This window comes from Burkholderia anthinoferrum (assembly GCF_002925705.1).
Taxonomy (GTDB): Bacteria; Pseudomonadota; Gammaproteobacteria; order Burkholderiales; family Burkholderiaceae; genus Burkholderia; species Burkholderia semiarida.
The window spans coordinates 41,612-57,341 of the sequence record NZ_LFZP01000032.1; the positions used below are offsets into that span (position 1 = coordinate 41,612).

The 15,730-nt window shown below is 69.1% G+C and carries 12 protein-coding genes; 6 read left to right on the plus strand and 6 right to left on the minus strand.

All coding sequences use genetic code 11. The features are described from left to right. Positions 1–16: 16 nt before the first annotated feature. A complete protein-coding gene (locus tag C5F75_RS09590; protein ID WP_059583522.1) occupies positions 17–541 on the plus strand; it encodes a M949_RS01915 family surface polysaccharide biosynthesis protein in 525 nt (174 codons plus the stop codon). 121 nt (positions 542–662) lie between these two features. On the opposite strand, the gene C5F75_RS09595 is transcribed toward C5F75_RS09590, so the two are convergent. The 4 genes from C5F75_RS09595 to C5F75_RS09610 all read right to left on the minus strand — a co-directional run bounded on the left by C5F75_RS09595 (position 663) and on the right by C5F75_RS09610 (position 7,637). Beyond that, a complete protein-coding gene (locus tag C5F75_RS09595) occupies positions 663–1,691 on the minus strand; it encodes a MerR family transcriptional regulator (protein WP_059583452.1) in 1,029 nt (342 codons plus the stop codon). Positions 1,692–1,816: 125 nt separating this feature from the next. Further along, positions 1,817–3,382 carry an efflux transporter outer membrane subunit gene (locus C5F75_RS09600; RefSeq protein WP_104012124.1) on the minus strand — a complete coding sequence of 522 codons (1,566 nt, stop codon included), beginning with the start codon at positions 3,380–3,382 and terminating at the stop codon, positions 1,817–1,819. Positions 3,383–3,384: 2 nt separating this feature from the next. Beyond that, a complete protein-coding gene (locus tag C5F75_RS09605; protein ID WP_060009807.1) occupies positions 3,385–6,531 on the minus strand; it encodes an efflux RND transporter permease subunit in 3,147 nt (1,048 codons plus the stop codon). After that, positions 6,528–7,637 (minus strand): efflux RND transporter periplasmic adaptor subunit, encoded by a 1,110-nt coding sequence (locus C5F75_RS09610; RefSeq protein WP_059583447.1) that lies wholly within the window; start codon positions 7,635–7,637, stop codon positions 6,528–6,530. The genes C5F75_RS09605 and C5F75_RS09610 overlap by 4 nt, the downstream gene beginning before the upstream one ends. Before the next feature lie 189 nt (positions 7,638–7,826). Here C5F75_RS09610 and C5F75_RS09615 point away from each other — a divergent pair, with 189 nt between their 5' ends. Beyond that, a complete protein-coding gene (locus C5F75_RS09615; protein WP_059583446.1) occupies positions 7,827–8,447 on the plus strand; it encodes a TetR/AcrR family transcriptional regulator in 621 nt (206 codons plus the stop codon). Between the two features lie 27 nt (positions 8,448–8,474). Here C5F75_RS09615 and C5F75_RS09620 read toward each other — a convergent pair whose 3' ends face one another. Continuing rightward, positions 8,475–10,208: a ClcB-like voltage-gated chloride channel protein gene (locus C5F75_RS09620; protein WP_196485203.1), complete on the minus strand. Its 1,734-nt coding sequence runs from the start codon at positions 10,206–10,208 to the stop codon at positions 8,475–8,477. Between the two features lie 103 nt (positions 10,209–10,311). Continuing rightward, on the minus strand, positions 10,312–11,379 hold the full coding sequence (locus C5F75_RS09630) for a YeiH family protein (RefSeq protein WP_059583443.1): 1,068 nt from the start codon (positions 11,377–11,379) through the stop codon (positions 10,312–10,314). A gap of 112 nt (positions 11,380–11,491) precedes the next feature. Between C5F75_RS09630 and C5F75_RS09635 the strand changes: the two genes are divergently transcribed. The 4 genes from C5F75_RS09635 to C5F75_RS09650 all read left to right on the plus strand — a co-directional run bounded on the left by C5F75_RS09635 (position 11,492) and on the right by C5F75_RS09650 (position 15,729). Next, positions 11,492–12,385 (plus strand): LysR family transcriptional regulator, encoded by an 894-nt coding sequence (locus tag C5F75_RS09635; protein WP_059583441.1) that lies wholly within the window; start codon positions 11,492–11,494, stop codon positions 12,383–12,385. Positions 12,386–12,547: 162 nt separating this feature from the next. Then, positions 12,548–13,312, plus strand: a complete 765-nt coding sequence (locus C5F75_RS09640) for a sugar phosphate isomerase/epimerase family protein (protein ID WP_059583439.1) — start codon at positions 12,548–12,550, stop codon at positions 13,310–13,312. A 28-nt stretch (positions 13,313–13,340) separates the two neighbouring features. Continuing rightward, entirely contained in the window at positions 13,341–14,333 is a 993-nt protein-coding gene (locus tag C5F75_RS09645; protein WP_059583437.1) for a sugar kinase, read from the plus strand. Between the two features lie 115 nt (positions 14,334–14,448). Then, positions 14,449–15,729, plus strand: coding sequence for an MFS transporter (locus C5F75_RS09650; protein ID WP_059583435.1), 1,281 nt, complete (start codon positions 14,449–14,451; stop codon positions 15,727–15,729). Position 15,730 lies beyond the last annotated feature (1 nt).

Consider the following 15,730-nt stretch of genomic DNA (forward strand, 5'->3'; position numbering starts at 1 on the left):
TCTCACCCCGTCGCCGATGAAAATACGCTTCCTTTTGCCTGGCCTGTTTCTCACGGCGGCAGTGCTGTCCAGTCCCGTACAGGCGGCCGATTACACGTGGACCGACGCGGCCGGCGCGCATGCCGTGACGCTCGCCAGAACCGTATCCGGCGACGACGTCGAGCTCAAGGTATCCGCGACGCTCGACGGCCGCCCCGACTGGACGGTGCGCGACTACGTGAAGGATTGCCCGGTCGACGTGGTTCTCGACGTCGTGCCGAAATCGATCGAGATGCACGACCTGCTCGGCACCGGCCGCAAGCAGTTCCTGTTCGCGTACAAGATCGGTTGCCGCGGCGACGTGAGTGCCGATCAGGTCAAGTATTTCCTGATCGACGCGGGGACGAAGTACGTGCTGCGCGGCGAGGAAACCGTGACGGTCAACGGCAAGTTGGTCGACGGCGGCGCGGCGCCCGTGCCGAACGCGGACCTGAAGGCGCAGCCCGCGTTTCTGCGTTACATGACGAAGCGCTGGCGCGGGATCAGCATGCGCAGCGACTAGGGCGCGTTATTGGCGTGAACGGGCCCTGGCCGGACGCCCGGCCGGTGAGCGCGCGATACCGGCCGCCAATGGCGAAACGGGCGGCAAACGGGAAACCGCTCGCCGCCCGCCCGTCATGCGATCAACGCACCGGCGCCAACTGCGCCATCGCTGCGCGCATGAAACCGAGCAGCGTGTCGTCGGTCCACGAGTCCTTCGACAGCGCCGGCTCGTTCATCAACGCCTGACGGAATTTCGCGTGCGTGGCCGGATCGTCGCCCGCGTAGCTGCGGAACAGCTCGAGCCAGCGCTGCGCGAGCGCGCGGCCTTGCGGCGAATCGGGCGGCGTGCCCGCATCGATCGCGTCGCGCACGTCGGCCATCAGTTGCGGCCATTCCATCGCGCGTTCGGCGTAGTGCGCCCGCATGAAGCGGATCTCGTCCGGCGTGAGGTACTTCTCGAAGAGCCGCATCTTCGTTTCCGATGATGCGCGCAGCACATAGTCGCGCAACGCGGTCGAGATGCCGAACTTCGACTGCATCGACGGCTCCTGCTCGTGCATCAGGTTCAGTTTCGCGAGCAGCCGCGGATCGTTGTTCGTGTCGCGCACCAGCAGCGCCATCCAGCGCGCGGCGAGCGCACGGACGCGCTCGTCCTCGGCGGGCACGCCCGCCTCGTGCAGCGCACGAACTTGCGCGACGAGCGCGATCCATTCCGCGTCGCCGGCCTGGCTCTTCTGGTACATCGGCAGGCGCGCGAGTTCTTCCTCGGAGAAATATTTGTCGTACACGGTCATCAACTCCAGTGTGGTGAGCCAATCGGCCAGTTCCGGCTCGGTGCCCGCCGCGAGCTGCGCATGCAGGCTCGCGAGCCGCTCGCGCAGCTGCGCGGTTTGCGCGAGCTGGCGGTCGAGCGACGCGATCTGCTTCGCGACGAGATCGACGAGCGGGGTGCCGGGCTGGTTCAGGTAGTCGCCGATTTCGGCGAGCGACAGTCCGAAGCGACGCAGGGCCTGGATCTGGTGGAGCCGGGCGATGTCGTCGCGGTCGTACAGCCGGTAGCCGTTGTCGGCGCGCGCCGAAGGCGTCAGCAGGCCGATGGCGTGATAGTGATGAAGCGTGCGGACGGTCAGCCCGCTGCGTTTCGCCAGTTCTCCCACTTTCAGCCGCATTCGTTCCTCCGTTCGGTGCGCACACTGGAGTCTCGAACGTTACGCTACGTGAGGGTCAAGCGGAAGATCGGCGATCGGACGCGCGTGGCGGGTAGCCGCACGCGCGTCCGATCCGAGGGGGCCGGTTATTGCGCCGAAGGCGCGGCGTCGGGCGCGGCGGCGCGTGCTTCCTTGCCGGCGGCAGTGTCGCCGGCGGCGTTGCCGGCCTTGTCGGACGGCGCGTCCTTGCCGGCCGGCGGCGTGCCCATCGCCTGGTAAAGCCGCGCGGTATCCGCGAGCCGCGCACCGGTCGCGCGAATCTCGTCGAGCCGCGCATTGCGGTACTGCAACTCGCTCGCGCGCGCGGCCGACGGCGGCAGCGCGCCGAGCCGCACGCGGGCGGCCGCGTCGTCGTATGCGCCCCGTGCGGACAGCGCGGCGCGCGACGACGCGTCGAGCGCTTGCGCGTCGTGCTCGAGCGCCGCGAGCGAATCGGCGACGTTCTGGAACGCGCCGAGCACCGCCTGCTTGTACTGATCGACCGCGGCCTCGTAGGTCGCCTTCGCCGCGCGGCGCTGCGCGAGCAGCGCGCCGCCGTGAAAGATCGGCTGGCTCAGCGACGCGCCGACGTTCCAGATCGCGCCGGCGCCCGACAGCATCGCCGGCCAGCTGAAGCCGCCTTTGCCCATCGCCGCCGACAGCGACAGTTGCGGGAACATCTGCGCGGTCGCGAGGCCCACTTCGGCGGCGGCGGCCTTCAGCCCCGCATCGGCGGCCTGGATGTCCGGGCGGCTTTGCAGCAGGTCCGACGGCACGACGACGGGCACCTGTTCGGGCAGGTGCAGGTCGGCGAGCGCGAGATCGGCCGGCGGCCGGTCGGGCGTACGGCCGACCAGCACCGCGAGCGCATGGCGCGCCGAGTCGCGCTGCTGGCGCAACGCGGGCAGGCTCGCCGAGAACGTGTCGGCGCTTTGCCGGGCATTGAGCGCGTCGCTGCGCGATGCCGAACCGAGCGCGTAACGGCGCTCGGCGTCGTGCGCCTGGTCGTTCGCGAGCGCGACGAGCCGCTCGGTCGTGTCGATCTGCGCATTGAGCACCGACACGGTGATCGACGCGGTGACGATGTTCGCGGCCAGCGCACGCCGCGCGGATTCGAGCTGGAACGCGCTGACGTCGACGCGTTTCGCGAGCGCGCGGTTCCCGAAGCGCGACACGCCGAACAGGTCGACCGTGTAGCTCGCCTGCAGTTGCCCGACGAACGTGTCGTACAGCAGCGTCGGCGCGCCGAGCGCGGGAATCGGCACGCCGAGCGCGCGCTGGCGCGCGGCCTGGCCGACCGCGTCGATCGACGGCAGCATCGAGCTGCCGATCTGCCCGCGCAACTGTTCGCGCGCGGCATCGAGCGAATGCGACGCCGCGCTCAGCGTCGGGCTGTTGCGCAGCCCTTCGTCGACGAGCGCGTTCAGCGCATCGGAACGGTACTGTTTCCACCAGTCCGGCACCGGCTGTGCGCCGACCTCGAACTGCTGCGCGACGCCTTGCGCGGACACGGTCTGCTCGACCTGCGGCGCGGCGCCGTAGTGCGCGGGCGACGGCATCGCGGGCGGCTCGCCGCTCGGCGCGAACCACGCGCAGCCCGCGAGCGGGCCGGCGAGGCTCGCCGCCGCGAGCGCCCGAACGGTTTTCGTTTTCAGGGTCATCGATCGATTCATGGTCAGGTTCCCGACGGCGCGGCAGACGTGGCGCCTGGCGGCGGGCCGTCCCGAGGGTCGCGTTCGTCGCGCTTCACGCGGAACCACGTCGCGTACAGCGCAGGCAGATAGAACAGCGTCAGCACGGTGGCGCTCGTGATGCCGCCCATCAGCGCGGTCGCCATCGGCCCGAAGAAATTCGAGCGCAACAGCGGGATCAGCGCGAGCACGGCGGCCGCGGCCGTCAGCGTGATCGGGCGGAAGCGCCGCACGGTCGCGCCGATGATCGCGTCGACGCGGCCGTGGCCGACCGCGATGTCCTGCTCGATCTGGTCGACCAGGATCACCGAGTTGCGCATGATGATCCCGAACATCGCGATCACGCCGAGCATCGCGACGAAGCCGAACGGCTGGCCAAATAGCAGCAGCGTCGCGACCACGCCGATCAGCCCGAGCGGCGCGGTCAGCACGACCATCAGCACGCGCGAGAAGCTTTGCAGCTGGATCATCAACAGCGTGAACACGGCGATCGCCATCAGCGGCATCTGCGCGTTGATCGATGCCTGCGCCTTCGCGCTTTCCTCGACCGAGCCGCCGATGTTGATCTGATAGCCGACCGGCAACTGCGCGCGCAGCGCGTTCAGCTTCGCGTCGACCGCGTGCGTGACGTCGATGCCCTGTGCGCCGGCGCGCACGTCGGATTGCACGGTGATGGTCGGCTGGCGGTCGCGCTCCCACACGACGCCGTATTCGAGCGTCGGCGTGAAACGGCCGAGCGAGCCGAGCGGCACGGGGCCGTTCGGCGTCGGCAGCGCGAGGCCCGCGAGCTTCGCCGGATCGACGCGGTCGGCGCGCGGCGCGCGCAGGTCGACGGCGATCAGCTTGTCGCGCTCGCGATACTGCGTGACGGTCGTGCCGGACAGCGTCATCGCGAGGAAGCTCGACACGTCCTGCGACGTGACGTTCAGCTCGCGCGCCTTCTTCTGGTCGAGCTCGAAGCGCACCGAGCGCTCGGCCGGCTCGTCCCAGTCGAACTGCACGTTGACCGTGCGCGCGTCGCCGCGCATCGTCGCCGCGACCTTCTCGGCGATCGAGCGGACCGTCGCGATGCTGTCGCCGCTCACGCGGAACTGCACCGGATAGCCGACCGGCGGGCCGTTCTCGAGCCGCGACAGCCGCCAGCGCACGGCCGGGAACTTGTCGCGCAGCGTGGTTTCGAGCCAGGCCGCGAGCTTCTCGCGATCCTCGACCGATTTCGCGGTGATCACGAACTGCGCGAAGTTCGGCAGTTGCAACTGCTGATCGAGCGGCAGGTAGAAGCGCGGCGCGCCGCTGCCGACGAAGTTCACCGCATGGTCGATCTCGGGACGCTTGTCGATCACCTTCTCGAGGCGCTCGGTCTCGCGCAGCGTCGCCGCGAACGACGCACCTTCGGGCAGCCGCAGGTCGACCAGCAGCTCGGGCCGGTCGGAGCTCGGGAAGAACTGTTGCGGCACGAGCGTGAAGCCCATCAGCGCGACGACGAACAGCGCGCCCGTGATCAGCAGCACGACGAAGCGCCGCTCGATGCACCAGTCGATCCAGCCGCGCAGCCGCCGGTAGAAGCGGGTGTCGTAGATGTCGTGCTCGTGATCGTCGGGCAGGTGCGCCTCGTGCGCGTGCCGCTTGCGCTCGGGCAGCATGTGATAGCCCAGCAGCGGGATCAGCACGACGGCCGCGAACCACGACGCGATCAGCGCGATCGCCGACACCTCGAAGATCGAGCGCGTGTATTCGCCGGTGCTCGATTTCGCGAGCGCGATCGGCAGGAAGCCCGATACCGTGACGAGCGTGCCCGTCAGCATCGGGAACGCGGTGCTGGTGTACGCGAAGGCGGCGGCGCGCGCGCGGCTGTAGCCCTGTTCGAGCTTCACGGCCATCATCTCGACCGCGATGATCGCGTCGTCGACGAGCAGCCCGAGCGCGAGCACGAGCGTGCCGAGCGACACCTTGTGCAGCCCGATGTCGAACAGGTACATGAAGAGGGCGGTGACCGCGAGCACGACCGGAATCGAGATCACGACGACCATCCCGGTGCGCAGCCCGAGCGACACGAGGCTCACGACCAGCACGATCGCGACCGCTTCGGCGACGGCTTCGAGGAAGTCGTCGACCGAGTGCGAGACCGCGTGCGGCATGCTCGATACTTCGGTCAGCTTCAGGCCGGCCGGCAGTTGCGCCTGCAGATCCTTCGATTCGGCGTCGAGCGCCTTGCCGAGCCGGATCACGTCGCCGCCCGGCTGCATCGTCACGCCGATGCCGAGCACCGCATGGCCGTTCGCGCGCATCTGCGTAACCTGGGGATCGTCGTAGCCGCGCCTGACCGTCGCGAGATCGCCGAGCCGGAACGTGCGGCCGTTGATGCGGATCAGCGTGTCGGCGATCGCGGCGACGTTGTCGAACTGGCCGCTGGGCCGCACGAACACGCGATCGTCGGCGGTCGTCAGCACGCCGGCCGACGAGATGTCGTTCTGCGCGTTGATCGCCTGCCCGAGCTGCTGCGGCGAGATGCCGAGGCGCGTGAGCTGCGCGTTGTTGACCTCGATGAAGATCCGCTGGTCGGGGTCGCCGAAATAGTCGACCTTGCCGACGCCCGGCACGCGCAGCAGCACGGTGCGCAACTGGTCCGCGTAGTCGTGTAGTTGCGCGGGCGTGAAGCCGTCGCCCTCGAGCGTCCAGATGTTGGTGTAGACGTCGCCGAATTCGTCGTTGAAGAACGGACCCTGCACGCCGGGCGGCAGCGTATAGCCGATGTCGCCCACCTTCTTGCGGATCTGGTACCAGGTCTCGGGCACGTCCTTCACGGGCGCCGAATCCTTCATCGTGAAGAAGATCAGCGATTCGCCCGGGCGCGAATAGCTGCGCAGGAAGTCGATGGCCGGCGTTTCCTGCAGCTTGCGGCCGATCCGGTCGGTCACCTGTTCCTGCACCTGCCGCGCGCTCGCGCCGGGCCAGAAGGTACGGATCACCATCACGCGGAACGTGAACGGCGGGTCTTCGGATTGCGCGAGCCGCGTGTACGCGAGGATGCCCGCGAGCGTCGCGAGCGCGATCAGGTAGACGACCAGCGCCTGGTGGCGCAGCGCCCAGGCGGACAGGTTGAAGCGGCCTTCTTCGTGGGAGACGCTCACGATGCGAAGTCCTCCGGATGCAGCGGCGCGATCGCGCGCACCTTCTCGCCCGCGCTGACCGTATGCACGCCCTGCAGCACGACGCGCTCGCCCGGCTGCAGCCCGCGCGACACGGTGACGGTGCGCTCGTTGAAGCGCGCGACGTCGACGCGGCGCAACTCGAGCGTGTCGTCCTTGGTGCGCACGACCCACACGGCCGGCTGCGCGCCGTCGTGGAACAGCGCGGTGGCGGGCAGCGTGATCGGCTGCGCGTCGCCGGCAACCGGCGCGCCGGCGAACGCGACGTCCGCGGTCATCCCGAGCCGGATCGCGGGGTCGGGCGTGCCGAGCGTGAGCTTCACGCGCCAGGTGCGGCTTTGCGGATCGGCGGCCGGCGCGATCTCGCGCACCTTCGCGGCGAACTGACGCCCCGGCAGCGACGGCAGCGTGACGGTGGCCGCATGACCGGGCGCGAGCGACGCGAGCGCGGCCTCGGGCACGTCGCTCACCACGTCGACGTCGCCCGACCACGCGAGCTGGTAGACCGGCTGGCCGGCCGACACGTTCTGGCCGGTGTCGGCCTGTTCGGCGGTGATGGTGCCCGCGTGATCGGCGACGAGCGTCGCGTAGCGGAGCTGGTTCTTCGCGAGCGCGAGCTGCTGCTGCGCCTGGTCGCGCTGCGCGAGCGCCGACGTGTAGCTGTTCTGGGTCTGTTCGAGCTGCGCGGTCGCGATCAGGTTTTCGCGGGCCTGCGCGCGATCGCGGTCGAGCTGCTGCTTCGCGAACGCGAGGCTGTGCGTCGCGGCATCGAGTTGCGCCTGCGCACTCGCGGCGTTCTTCTCGACGTCGGACGGATCGAGCAGCGCGACGACCTGGCCGACCTTCACCGTATCGCCGAGCCGCACCCGGCGCTCGATGATCTTGCCGGCGATGCGGAACGACAGCGGGGTGGCATAGCGCGGCTGGATGTCGCCGGGCAGCGTGCGCGCGGCCGCGGCGGTGTCGGCCCGTGCGGGCAGCGCGACGACGGGGCGCGGGGCGGGCGGCGCGGATTCTTTCGGATGACAGGCGGCAAGGACGAGCGCGGCGCCGATCAGCAGCGCGGCGCGGGAACCGGAGCGATTCACGAAACCCCCAGGTGAGGTGGAGCGGAACGAAGCCGGCAAGCGCGGCGGGCGCTTGCCCCAAAACGGCGCCGGCATCGGCGCACGCGGACAGACGGACAACATTGTCAGAAACTGTGGCGGATTCTAATACACACCTGTATCTGAATGCAAAGATGAATCTGAAAGGGAAAGGATGCTAGACTGCGCGCCATGAAACCACAGCGCTTAACTCGAGAGCAGAGCCGGGACCAGACGCGCGAACGTCTGCTGAAAGCCGCGCATCGCATTTTTCTGAAGAAGGGCTATGTGGCCGCGAGCGTCGAGGACATCGCGGCGGCGGCCGGCTATACGCGCGGTGCGTTCTATTCGAATTTCCGCAGCAAGTCCGACTTGCTGCTGGAGTTGCTGGAGCGCGATCACGAGGAGGTGCGGGCCGACTTCGAGGCGATTTTCGAAGGCGGCGGCACGCGCGAGCAGATGGAGTCGATGGCGCTCGCGTATTACCGGACGCTGTTTCGCGACGACGAATATTCGCTGCTGTGGGGCGAGGCGAAGCTGCAGGCCGCGCGCGACGCGAAGTTCCGCGTGCGCTTCAACCAGTTCCTGCACGGCAAGCGCGTGCAGATGGCCGAATTCATCGAGCGCTTCGCCGAGCGTTCGGGCACGCCGCTGCTGCTGCCGGCCGACACGCTCGCGTTCGGGCTGATGTGCCTGTGCGACGGCGTGCAGTCGTACTACACGGCCGATCCGCAGCACGTGTCGGCCGACGTGGCCGAAGCGGCGCTCGCGGGGTTCTTCGCGCGGGTCGTGCTGGGGCGCGCGCCCGACTGACCGGCGCGCGCGGTGCGGCGGCGCGCGTCAGCGCTCGCCGGTCATCCGCCGGTACGCATCGAGCAGCGACGTCTTGTAGACGACGCCCGCGAGCGTCGGCTCGGCTTCGCTCTCGATCACCGGCAGCCGTTCGCCCTGGAACGCCATGAAGCGTTCGAGCGCGGTCGCGAGCGGCATGTCGGGCGTGAGCAGCGGAAACGGCGTATGCGCGTAGTGCGCGGCCGTCTTGTCGGCCGTGTCGCGCTTGTCGAGCAGGTCCGACGTGATGTCCTTCAGCGCGACCGCGCCGCGAAAGCGCCCGGCGTCGTCGGTCACGTACAGGTACTTCACCGGATATTCGAGAAACACGCGCGTCATGTCGGCGACGCTCGCGGTGAGCGGCACGACCGTCTGCGCGGGCTGGATCAGCGTGCGCATCTGCGTGGTGCGCAGCCGCTGCCGCTCCTGCGCGTCCTGGTAGTGATGCTGCGTGATGTCGTACATCGACGTCGTGCCCGTCGCGCGCGCGACGAAATACGCGAACACGCACGACACCAGCAGCGGCAGCACGACCTGATAGCTCAGCGTCATCTCGAAGATCATCAGGATCGCCATCAGCGGCGCCTGCGTGGCGCCCGCCATGAATGCGCCCATCCCGACGATCGCGTACGCGAAATAGGCCGACGTATGGCCGGGCCACAGCGCGTCCATCGCGAGCCCGAACAGCGAGCCGAACACGGCGCCGACGAACAGCGTCGGCGTGAACACGCCGCCGATCGCGCCCGAGCCGGCGGTCGCGGCGGTCGCGATCACCTTGAACACGAGTACCGCGACGAGCGCCTGCCAGGTCCACGGCGAATGGAGGATGTGGTTCACGACGCTGTAGCCGTTGCCCCACACGTCCGGAATCCATACCGAGATCACGCCGACGACGAGGCCGCCGAGCGCGAGCCGCACGGGCAGCGGCACCGGCAGCCGCTTGAACTGCGTCTTCGACGCGTCGAGCAGGTGCAGGAACTGCGGCGCGAGCACGCCGCACAGCGCGCCGAGCACGACGAACGGCAGCACCTCGGCGCCGGTCACGGCCGGAAACACCGGCATCTCGTACGGCGGCCGGTAGCCGGCGAATTCGCGCATCACGATGTTCGCGACGACCGATGCGACGACCATCGGCCCGAAGCTCTCCATCGCGATCGTGCCGAGCACGATCTCCGACACGAAAAAGGCGCCGGCGATCGGCGCGTTGTACGCGGACGTGATGCCGGCCGCCGCCCCGCACGCGACCAGCAGGCGCAGGCGCGGCGGGTCGAAGTGCGCGAAGCGGCCGACGAGCGACGCGGCGAGCGCCGCAAGCTGCACCATCGGGCCTTCGCGGCCGATCGAGCCGCCGCTGCCGATCGTCAGCAGCGACGACACGCTGCGCCACAGGCTCTGGCGCACGGGCACGACGCCGTTGCCGAGCGCGACCGATTCCATGTAGTCGGTCTTGGCTGCCTCCTTGTCGCCGCGCGTCGCGAAGAGCAGCACGCAGCCGGCGAGGAAGCCGCCCGCGGCCGGCATCCAGAACCGCACGTACCACGGCAGGCTCCTGGCCATCTGCACGAAGCTGCCGCTGTGCCCCGAGATCAGGCGCTGCATCAGATCGATGCCTTCGCGGAACGCGATCGTCGCGAAGGCGCCGCCGACGCCGACGATGGCCGACCAGATCAGCATCGTATGGGCGTCCGACAGGCGGAGCAGCGTTCGGGCGCGAGTGCGCAGCTTCAGCAGGAACGAGAGCACGGCTGAAAGGGGGCGATGGAAAACGACGCGAAGCATAGCACCGCGCCGCGCCCGCGGGACTCTCCCGTCGGGCGCGGCGCGCGAACCGTCGCGGACGTGCGGCTCAGCCAAGCCAGTGCTGCACGGCCCAGGTGACGCCGTAGCCGCCGACGATCAGCCACACGTACAGGATCAGGCCGGTCATCAGCGCTCGCGGGCCGGCCGCGCGGATCTGCGCGACGCGCGTCTCGATGCCGAGTGCGGTCATGGCCATCGTCAGCGCGAAGGTATCGAGCACGTTCAGCGTGTGCGTGACGTCCGCCGGCAGCACGTTCAGCGAATTGACGATCACGAAGCCGAGGAAGCCGAGCGCGAACCACGGCACCGCCACCTTGCGCCTGCCTTGCGTGCCGCCGGCCGCGTCATGCGCCGACCGGGCGAGCCACCAGCCGAGCGCGAGCAGCACTGGCACGAGCAGCATCACGCGCGTCATCTTGACGATCGTCGCGACGCGCACGACCTCCGGGCTGATGTCGCTCGCCGCGCCGACCACCTGCGCGACTTCGTGGATCGTGCCGCCGAAGAACAGGCCGAGGCCCGCCGGATCGAGGTTCAGCAGACCGGCGTGATAGGCGAGCGGATACAGGAACATCGACAGCGTCCCGAACAGCACGACGCTGCCCACGGCCATCGCGCTCTGGTGCGGCTTCGACTGCAGCGTCGACTCGAACGCGAGCACGGCGGCGGCGCCGCAGATCGCGCTGCCGGCGGCGGTCAGCAGCGCGGCGTCGCGGTCGAGCTTCATCAGCTTCATGCCGACCCAGGTGCCGATCGCGAGCGTGCTGACGACGACCAGCACCGATACCGTGAGGCCCGGCAGCCCGACCTGCGCGATTTCCTGCAGGCTCACGCGCAGGCCGAAGAACGCGACCGCGATGCGCAGCAGCTTGCGCGCGGAGAAATTGACGCCGGCCGCCCAACTGGCCGGCATGCCGTCGCGCAACGCGTTGCCGTACAGCGCGCCAGCGACGATGCCGACGATCAGCGGCGACAGGCCGAGCCCCGCGATCGCGGGGAGCTCGGACAGGCTCGTGACGGCGGCGGCGAACAGCGCGACGAACAGCACGCCGTTCAACTGGCCGCGCATCGATGGCGCGGCATGGCTGAGATGGGGAGTCGGAGCAGTGGACATGGGGGCACCGTGATGGAGCGTGTGGCGATGGTGTAATCCTAATTTCGTTATATCGATATGAAAAATTGTGATTTGTGACGTAAACTATCCGGAAAGCCGATAATTCATCGCCATGACCCCGGATCAACTGATAACGTTCGCCGCCGTCGCCGAGCATTTGAACATCAGCCGCGCCGCCGTGGCGCTGCATCTGTCGCAGCCTGCCGTGTCGGGCCAGTTGCGGCTGCTGCAGGACGAGTTCGGCGAGCCGCTGTACCAGCGCGACGGCCGCGGCATCCGCCTGACGCCGGTCGGCGAACAGCTCGCGCAGTACGCGAAGGCGCAGCGCGACACGTTCGCGCAGGCGCGTGCGTTTCGCGACGCGGTGCGCGGGCTGGAAGCCGGCACGCTGCGCATCGGCGCGAGCACGACGCCCGCGAGCTACCTGCTGCCGTACCTGATCGCGGCGTTCCAGCCGCGCGCGCCGCGCGTGTCGATCCAGACGATGAGCGGCAATACGGCCGACGTGGTCGCGGCGCTGCCGTCGCTCGACATCGCGCTGATCGAAGGGCCGCCCGGCGAGGCGCTGCCGCCGGGTACGGCCGTGCACGCGTGGCACGAGGACGAGATCGTCGCGATCGTGCCGGCCGGCCATCCGCTCGCGGCGCCTGGCCACGACGCGGGCGTGACGCTCGATGCGCTCGCCGCGCATCCGCTCGTGCTGCGCGAGGCGGGCTCCGCGGTGCGGCAGCTCGTCGAGCGCGCGTTCGCGCACGGCGGCGCGCCGATGCGCGTCGCGTTCGAGATCGCCGGGGTCGAGGCCGTGAAGGAAGCCGTGCGCGCGGGAATGGGCGTCGGGTTCGTGTCCGCGATGTCGCTGCGTCACGAGGATGCGGCGCTCGTGCCGCGCTCGCTGGCGCCCGCGCCGCTCACGCGGCATTTCTCCATTCTCGTGCCGCACGGCGGCGCGCCGTCGCGAATCGCCGCGCAATTCCTCGAAATGAGCCTCGCGCAGGGCCTCGCATAGACGCTCGACGCTGCGCCGGGAACAGGTGTTGCATGCGTTCGGGCGCGTATTCGTGTGACCAGCGGGCCTTAGGGATTTCCTCTATGGCGTGGGTCTGAAGCGAAGCGCACCATCCGTCTCAAGCAAATGGAACCGGTTCCATTCCGGTTGAAAAAGGGCAACATGGCAGACATCGTGATCGTGGCGAGCGCATTCGGGATGGACTGGGTGCGCCAGGAGGGCCACAGTGCATTCATCGCGACCGTGGCGGCATCCGGTGCGACCGGGTTCGAGGTGCGGCGCGAACTGTTCGCGTCGGACGGCGACACGGCGCCCGGCGCGCTGGCCGCGCTCGGCGCGCAGATCGCCGGCCACGGACTGTGGTCGGTCTATTCGACCCCGGACTCGCTGTATACGGAAACGGGCGCGCTCGATGCCGACGCTTTGCGCGACGCGCTCGCGCAAGCCGATGCGCTCGGCGCGCGCTTCGTGAAATTGCAGCTCGGCGGCTTCGCGGGCGACGCGCACGCGGCCGAGATCGTCGCGCTGTCGCGCGGCGCGCGGGCTCGCGTGGTGGTGGAAAACGGCCAGCTCGAGGTCGGCGGCGCGCTCGAGCAGTTCCGCGCGCTGTTCGATGCGCTGGCCGATGCCGGCATGCGCGAGGCGCTCGGCATGACGTTCGACATCGGCAACTGGCTGTGGCGCGGCGAAGCGCCGCTCGACTGCGCACAGGTGCTCGCGCCGCACGTGGAATACATTCATTGCAAGACCATCGAAGGCGAGGGCGCGCGTCGTTTCGCCGTCGCGCCGGCGCCGGACGATGCGCTCGTGACCGGCGTGCTCGCGGCGCTGCCGCGGCATGCGCCGCGCGGCATCGAGTTCCCGTTCGACGCGGCCGACCTGGCCGGCGATGCGTGCCGGCGCGTCGCGTGGCTCGCGACCGCGTGACGGCAGCAGGATCCTGAGGAGTTCAGTCATGAAAGCAGCACTCGATGTCGTGACCTACGGTGAAGCGATGGCGATGTTCGTCGCGACGGAGCCCGGCCACCTCGCGCACGCCGGGCAATTCGCGAAGCGGATCGCCGGCGCCGATCTGAATGTCGCGGTCGGCCTGTCGCGGCTCGGCTTCCGGGTCGGCTGGATGAGCCGGGTCGGTAGCGATTCGTTCGGCCGCTACGTGCTCGACACGCTGGCACGCGAGGGCATCGACGCGTCGTGCGTGACCGTCGACCCGCGTTACCCGACCGGTTTCCAGCTGAAGTCGCGCAACGACGACGGCAGCGACCCGACCGTCGAATATTTCCGCAAGGGTTCGGCCGCGAGCCACCTGTCGTGCGACGACTACGTGGCCGACTACGTGCTCGGCGCGCGCCATCTGCACCTGACTGGCGTCGCGCCGGCGATCTCGGCGACGTCGTGCGAACTGGCATTCCGGCTCGCACGCGAGATGCGGGCGGCCGGCAAGACGATCTCGTTCGATCCGAACCTGCGCCCGACGCTGTGGCCGTCCGCCGACGTGATGGCGAAGACGCTGAATGCGCTCGCGACGCTCGCCGACTGGGTGCTGCCGGGCCTCGCCGAAGGGCGGCAGCTCACCGGGCACGACACGCCGGCCGACATCGCGGGCTTCTATCTCGCGCAGGGCGCGCGCGGCGTCGTGATCAAGCTCGGCGAGCAGGGCGCGTATTTCCGCACGGCCGACGGCCGCGAAGGCATCGTTGCCGGCGAGCGCGTTGAAAAGGTCGTCGATACGGTGGGCGCCGGCGACGGCTTCGCGGTCGGCGTGGTCAGCGCGCTGCTCGAAGGCCGCAGCGTCGAGCAGGCGGTCGCGCGCGGCAACCGGATCGGTGCGCTCGCGATCCAGGTGATCGGCGACTCGGAAGGGTTGCCGACCCGCGACGCGCTCGACCGGCTCGAAAATGTCAGCAATGACGCCGATCGCTTAGAGGAAACCATCACCGCGCAATGAGAGGCCGGACACGGCACAATCCGCGGATCCATTTCGTGCGCGACGCACAGCAGTTTTGTTCGAGGCCGGGCAGGCGCCAGCGCGTCCACTCCGGTCCATATACGGAGACACTCACATGGCAGCCAATCTCGCAGCCCGTCGGTGGTGGACGATCATGCCGATCGTCTTCATCACGTACAGCCTCGCCTACCTCGATCGCGCGAACTACGGGTTCGCGGCGGCGGCCGGCATCAACCAGGATCTCGGGATCAGCAAGGGCCTGTCGTCGCTGATCGGTGCGCTGTTCTTCCTCGGCTACTTCTTTTTCCAGATCCCCGGCGCAATCTATGCGGAACGCCGCAGCGTGAAGAAGCTCGTGTTCGCGAGCCTCGTGCTGTGGGGCGGCTGCGCGGCCCTGACCGGCGTGGTCAGCAACATCCCGTCGCTGATGGCGATCCGCTTCGTGCTCGGCGTCGTCGAGGCGGCCGTGATGCCGGCGATGCTGATCTACATCAGCAACTGGTTCACGAAGAACGAGCGCTCGCGCGCGAACACGTTCCTGATCCTCGGCAACCCGGTCACGGTGCTGTGGATGTCGATCGTGTCGGGTTATCTCGTGCATGAATTCGGCTGGCGCCACATGTTCATCGCCGAAGGCATCCCGGCCGTCATCTGGGCCGTGTGCTGGTGGTGCCTCGTGCAGGACAAGCCGGCCGATTCGCCGTGGCTCAACGCACAGGAAAAGCGCGACCTCGACGCCGCGCTCGCGGCCGAGCAGGCGGCGATCAAGCCGGTGCGCAACTATGGCGAGGCGTTCCGCTCGCCGGCCGTGATCAAGCTGTGCGCGCAGTATTTCTGCTGGAGCATCGGCGTGTACGGCTTCGTGCTGTGGCTGCCGTCGATCGTGAAGAACGGTTCCGACCTCGGGATGGTCGCGACCGGATGGCTGTCCGCGCTGCCGTACCTCGCGGCGACGATCGCGATGCTCGCCGCGTCGTGGGCGTCCGACAAGGTCGGCTCGCGTCGCGGCTTCGTGTGGCCGTTCCTGCTGGTCGGCGCGGCCGCGTTCGCCGCGTCGTACGCGCTCGGCTCGTCGCATTTCTGGATCTCGTATGCGCTGCTGGTCGTCGCGGGTGCCGCGATGTATGCGCCGTACGGCCCGTTCTTCGCGATCGTGCCGGAACTGCTGCCGAAGAACGTCGCGGGCGGCGCGATGGCGCTGATCAACAGCATGGGCGCGCTCGGCTCGTTCGTCGGCTCGTACTTCGTCGGCTACCTGAACGGCGCGACCGGGTCGCCCGTCGCGTCGTACGCGTTCATGAGCGCCGCGCTCGTCGCCGCGGTGATCCTCACGCTGTCCGTCAAACCCCAGGCGCGCGATGCGCATCCGCTCGCCGCGCCGCTGCAAGGAAAATGAA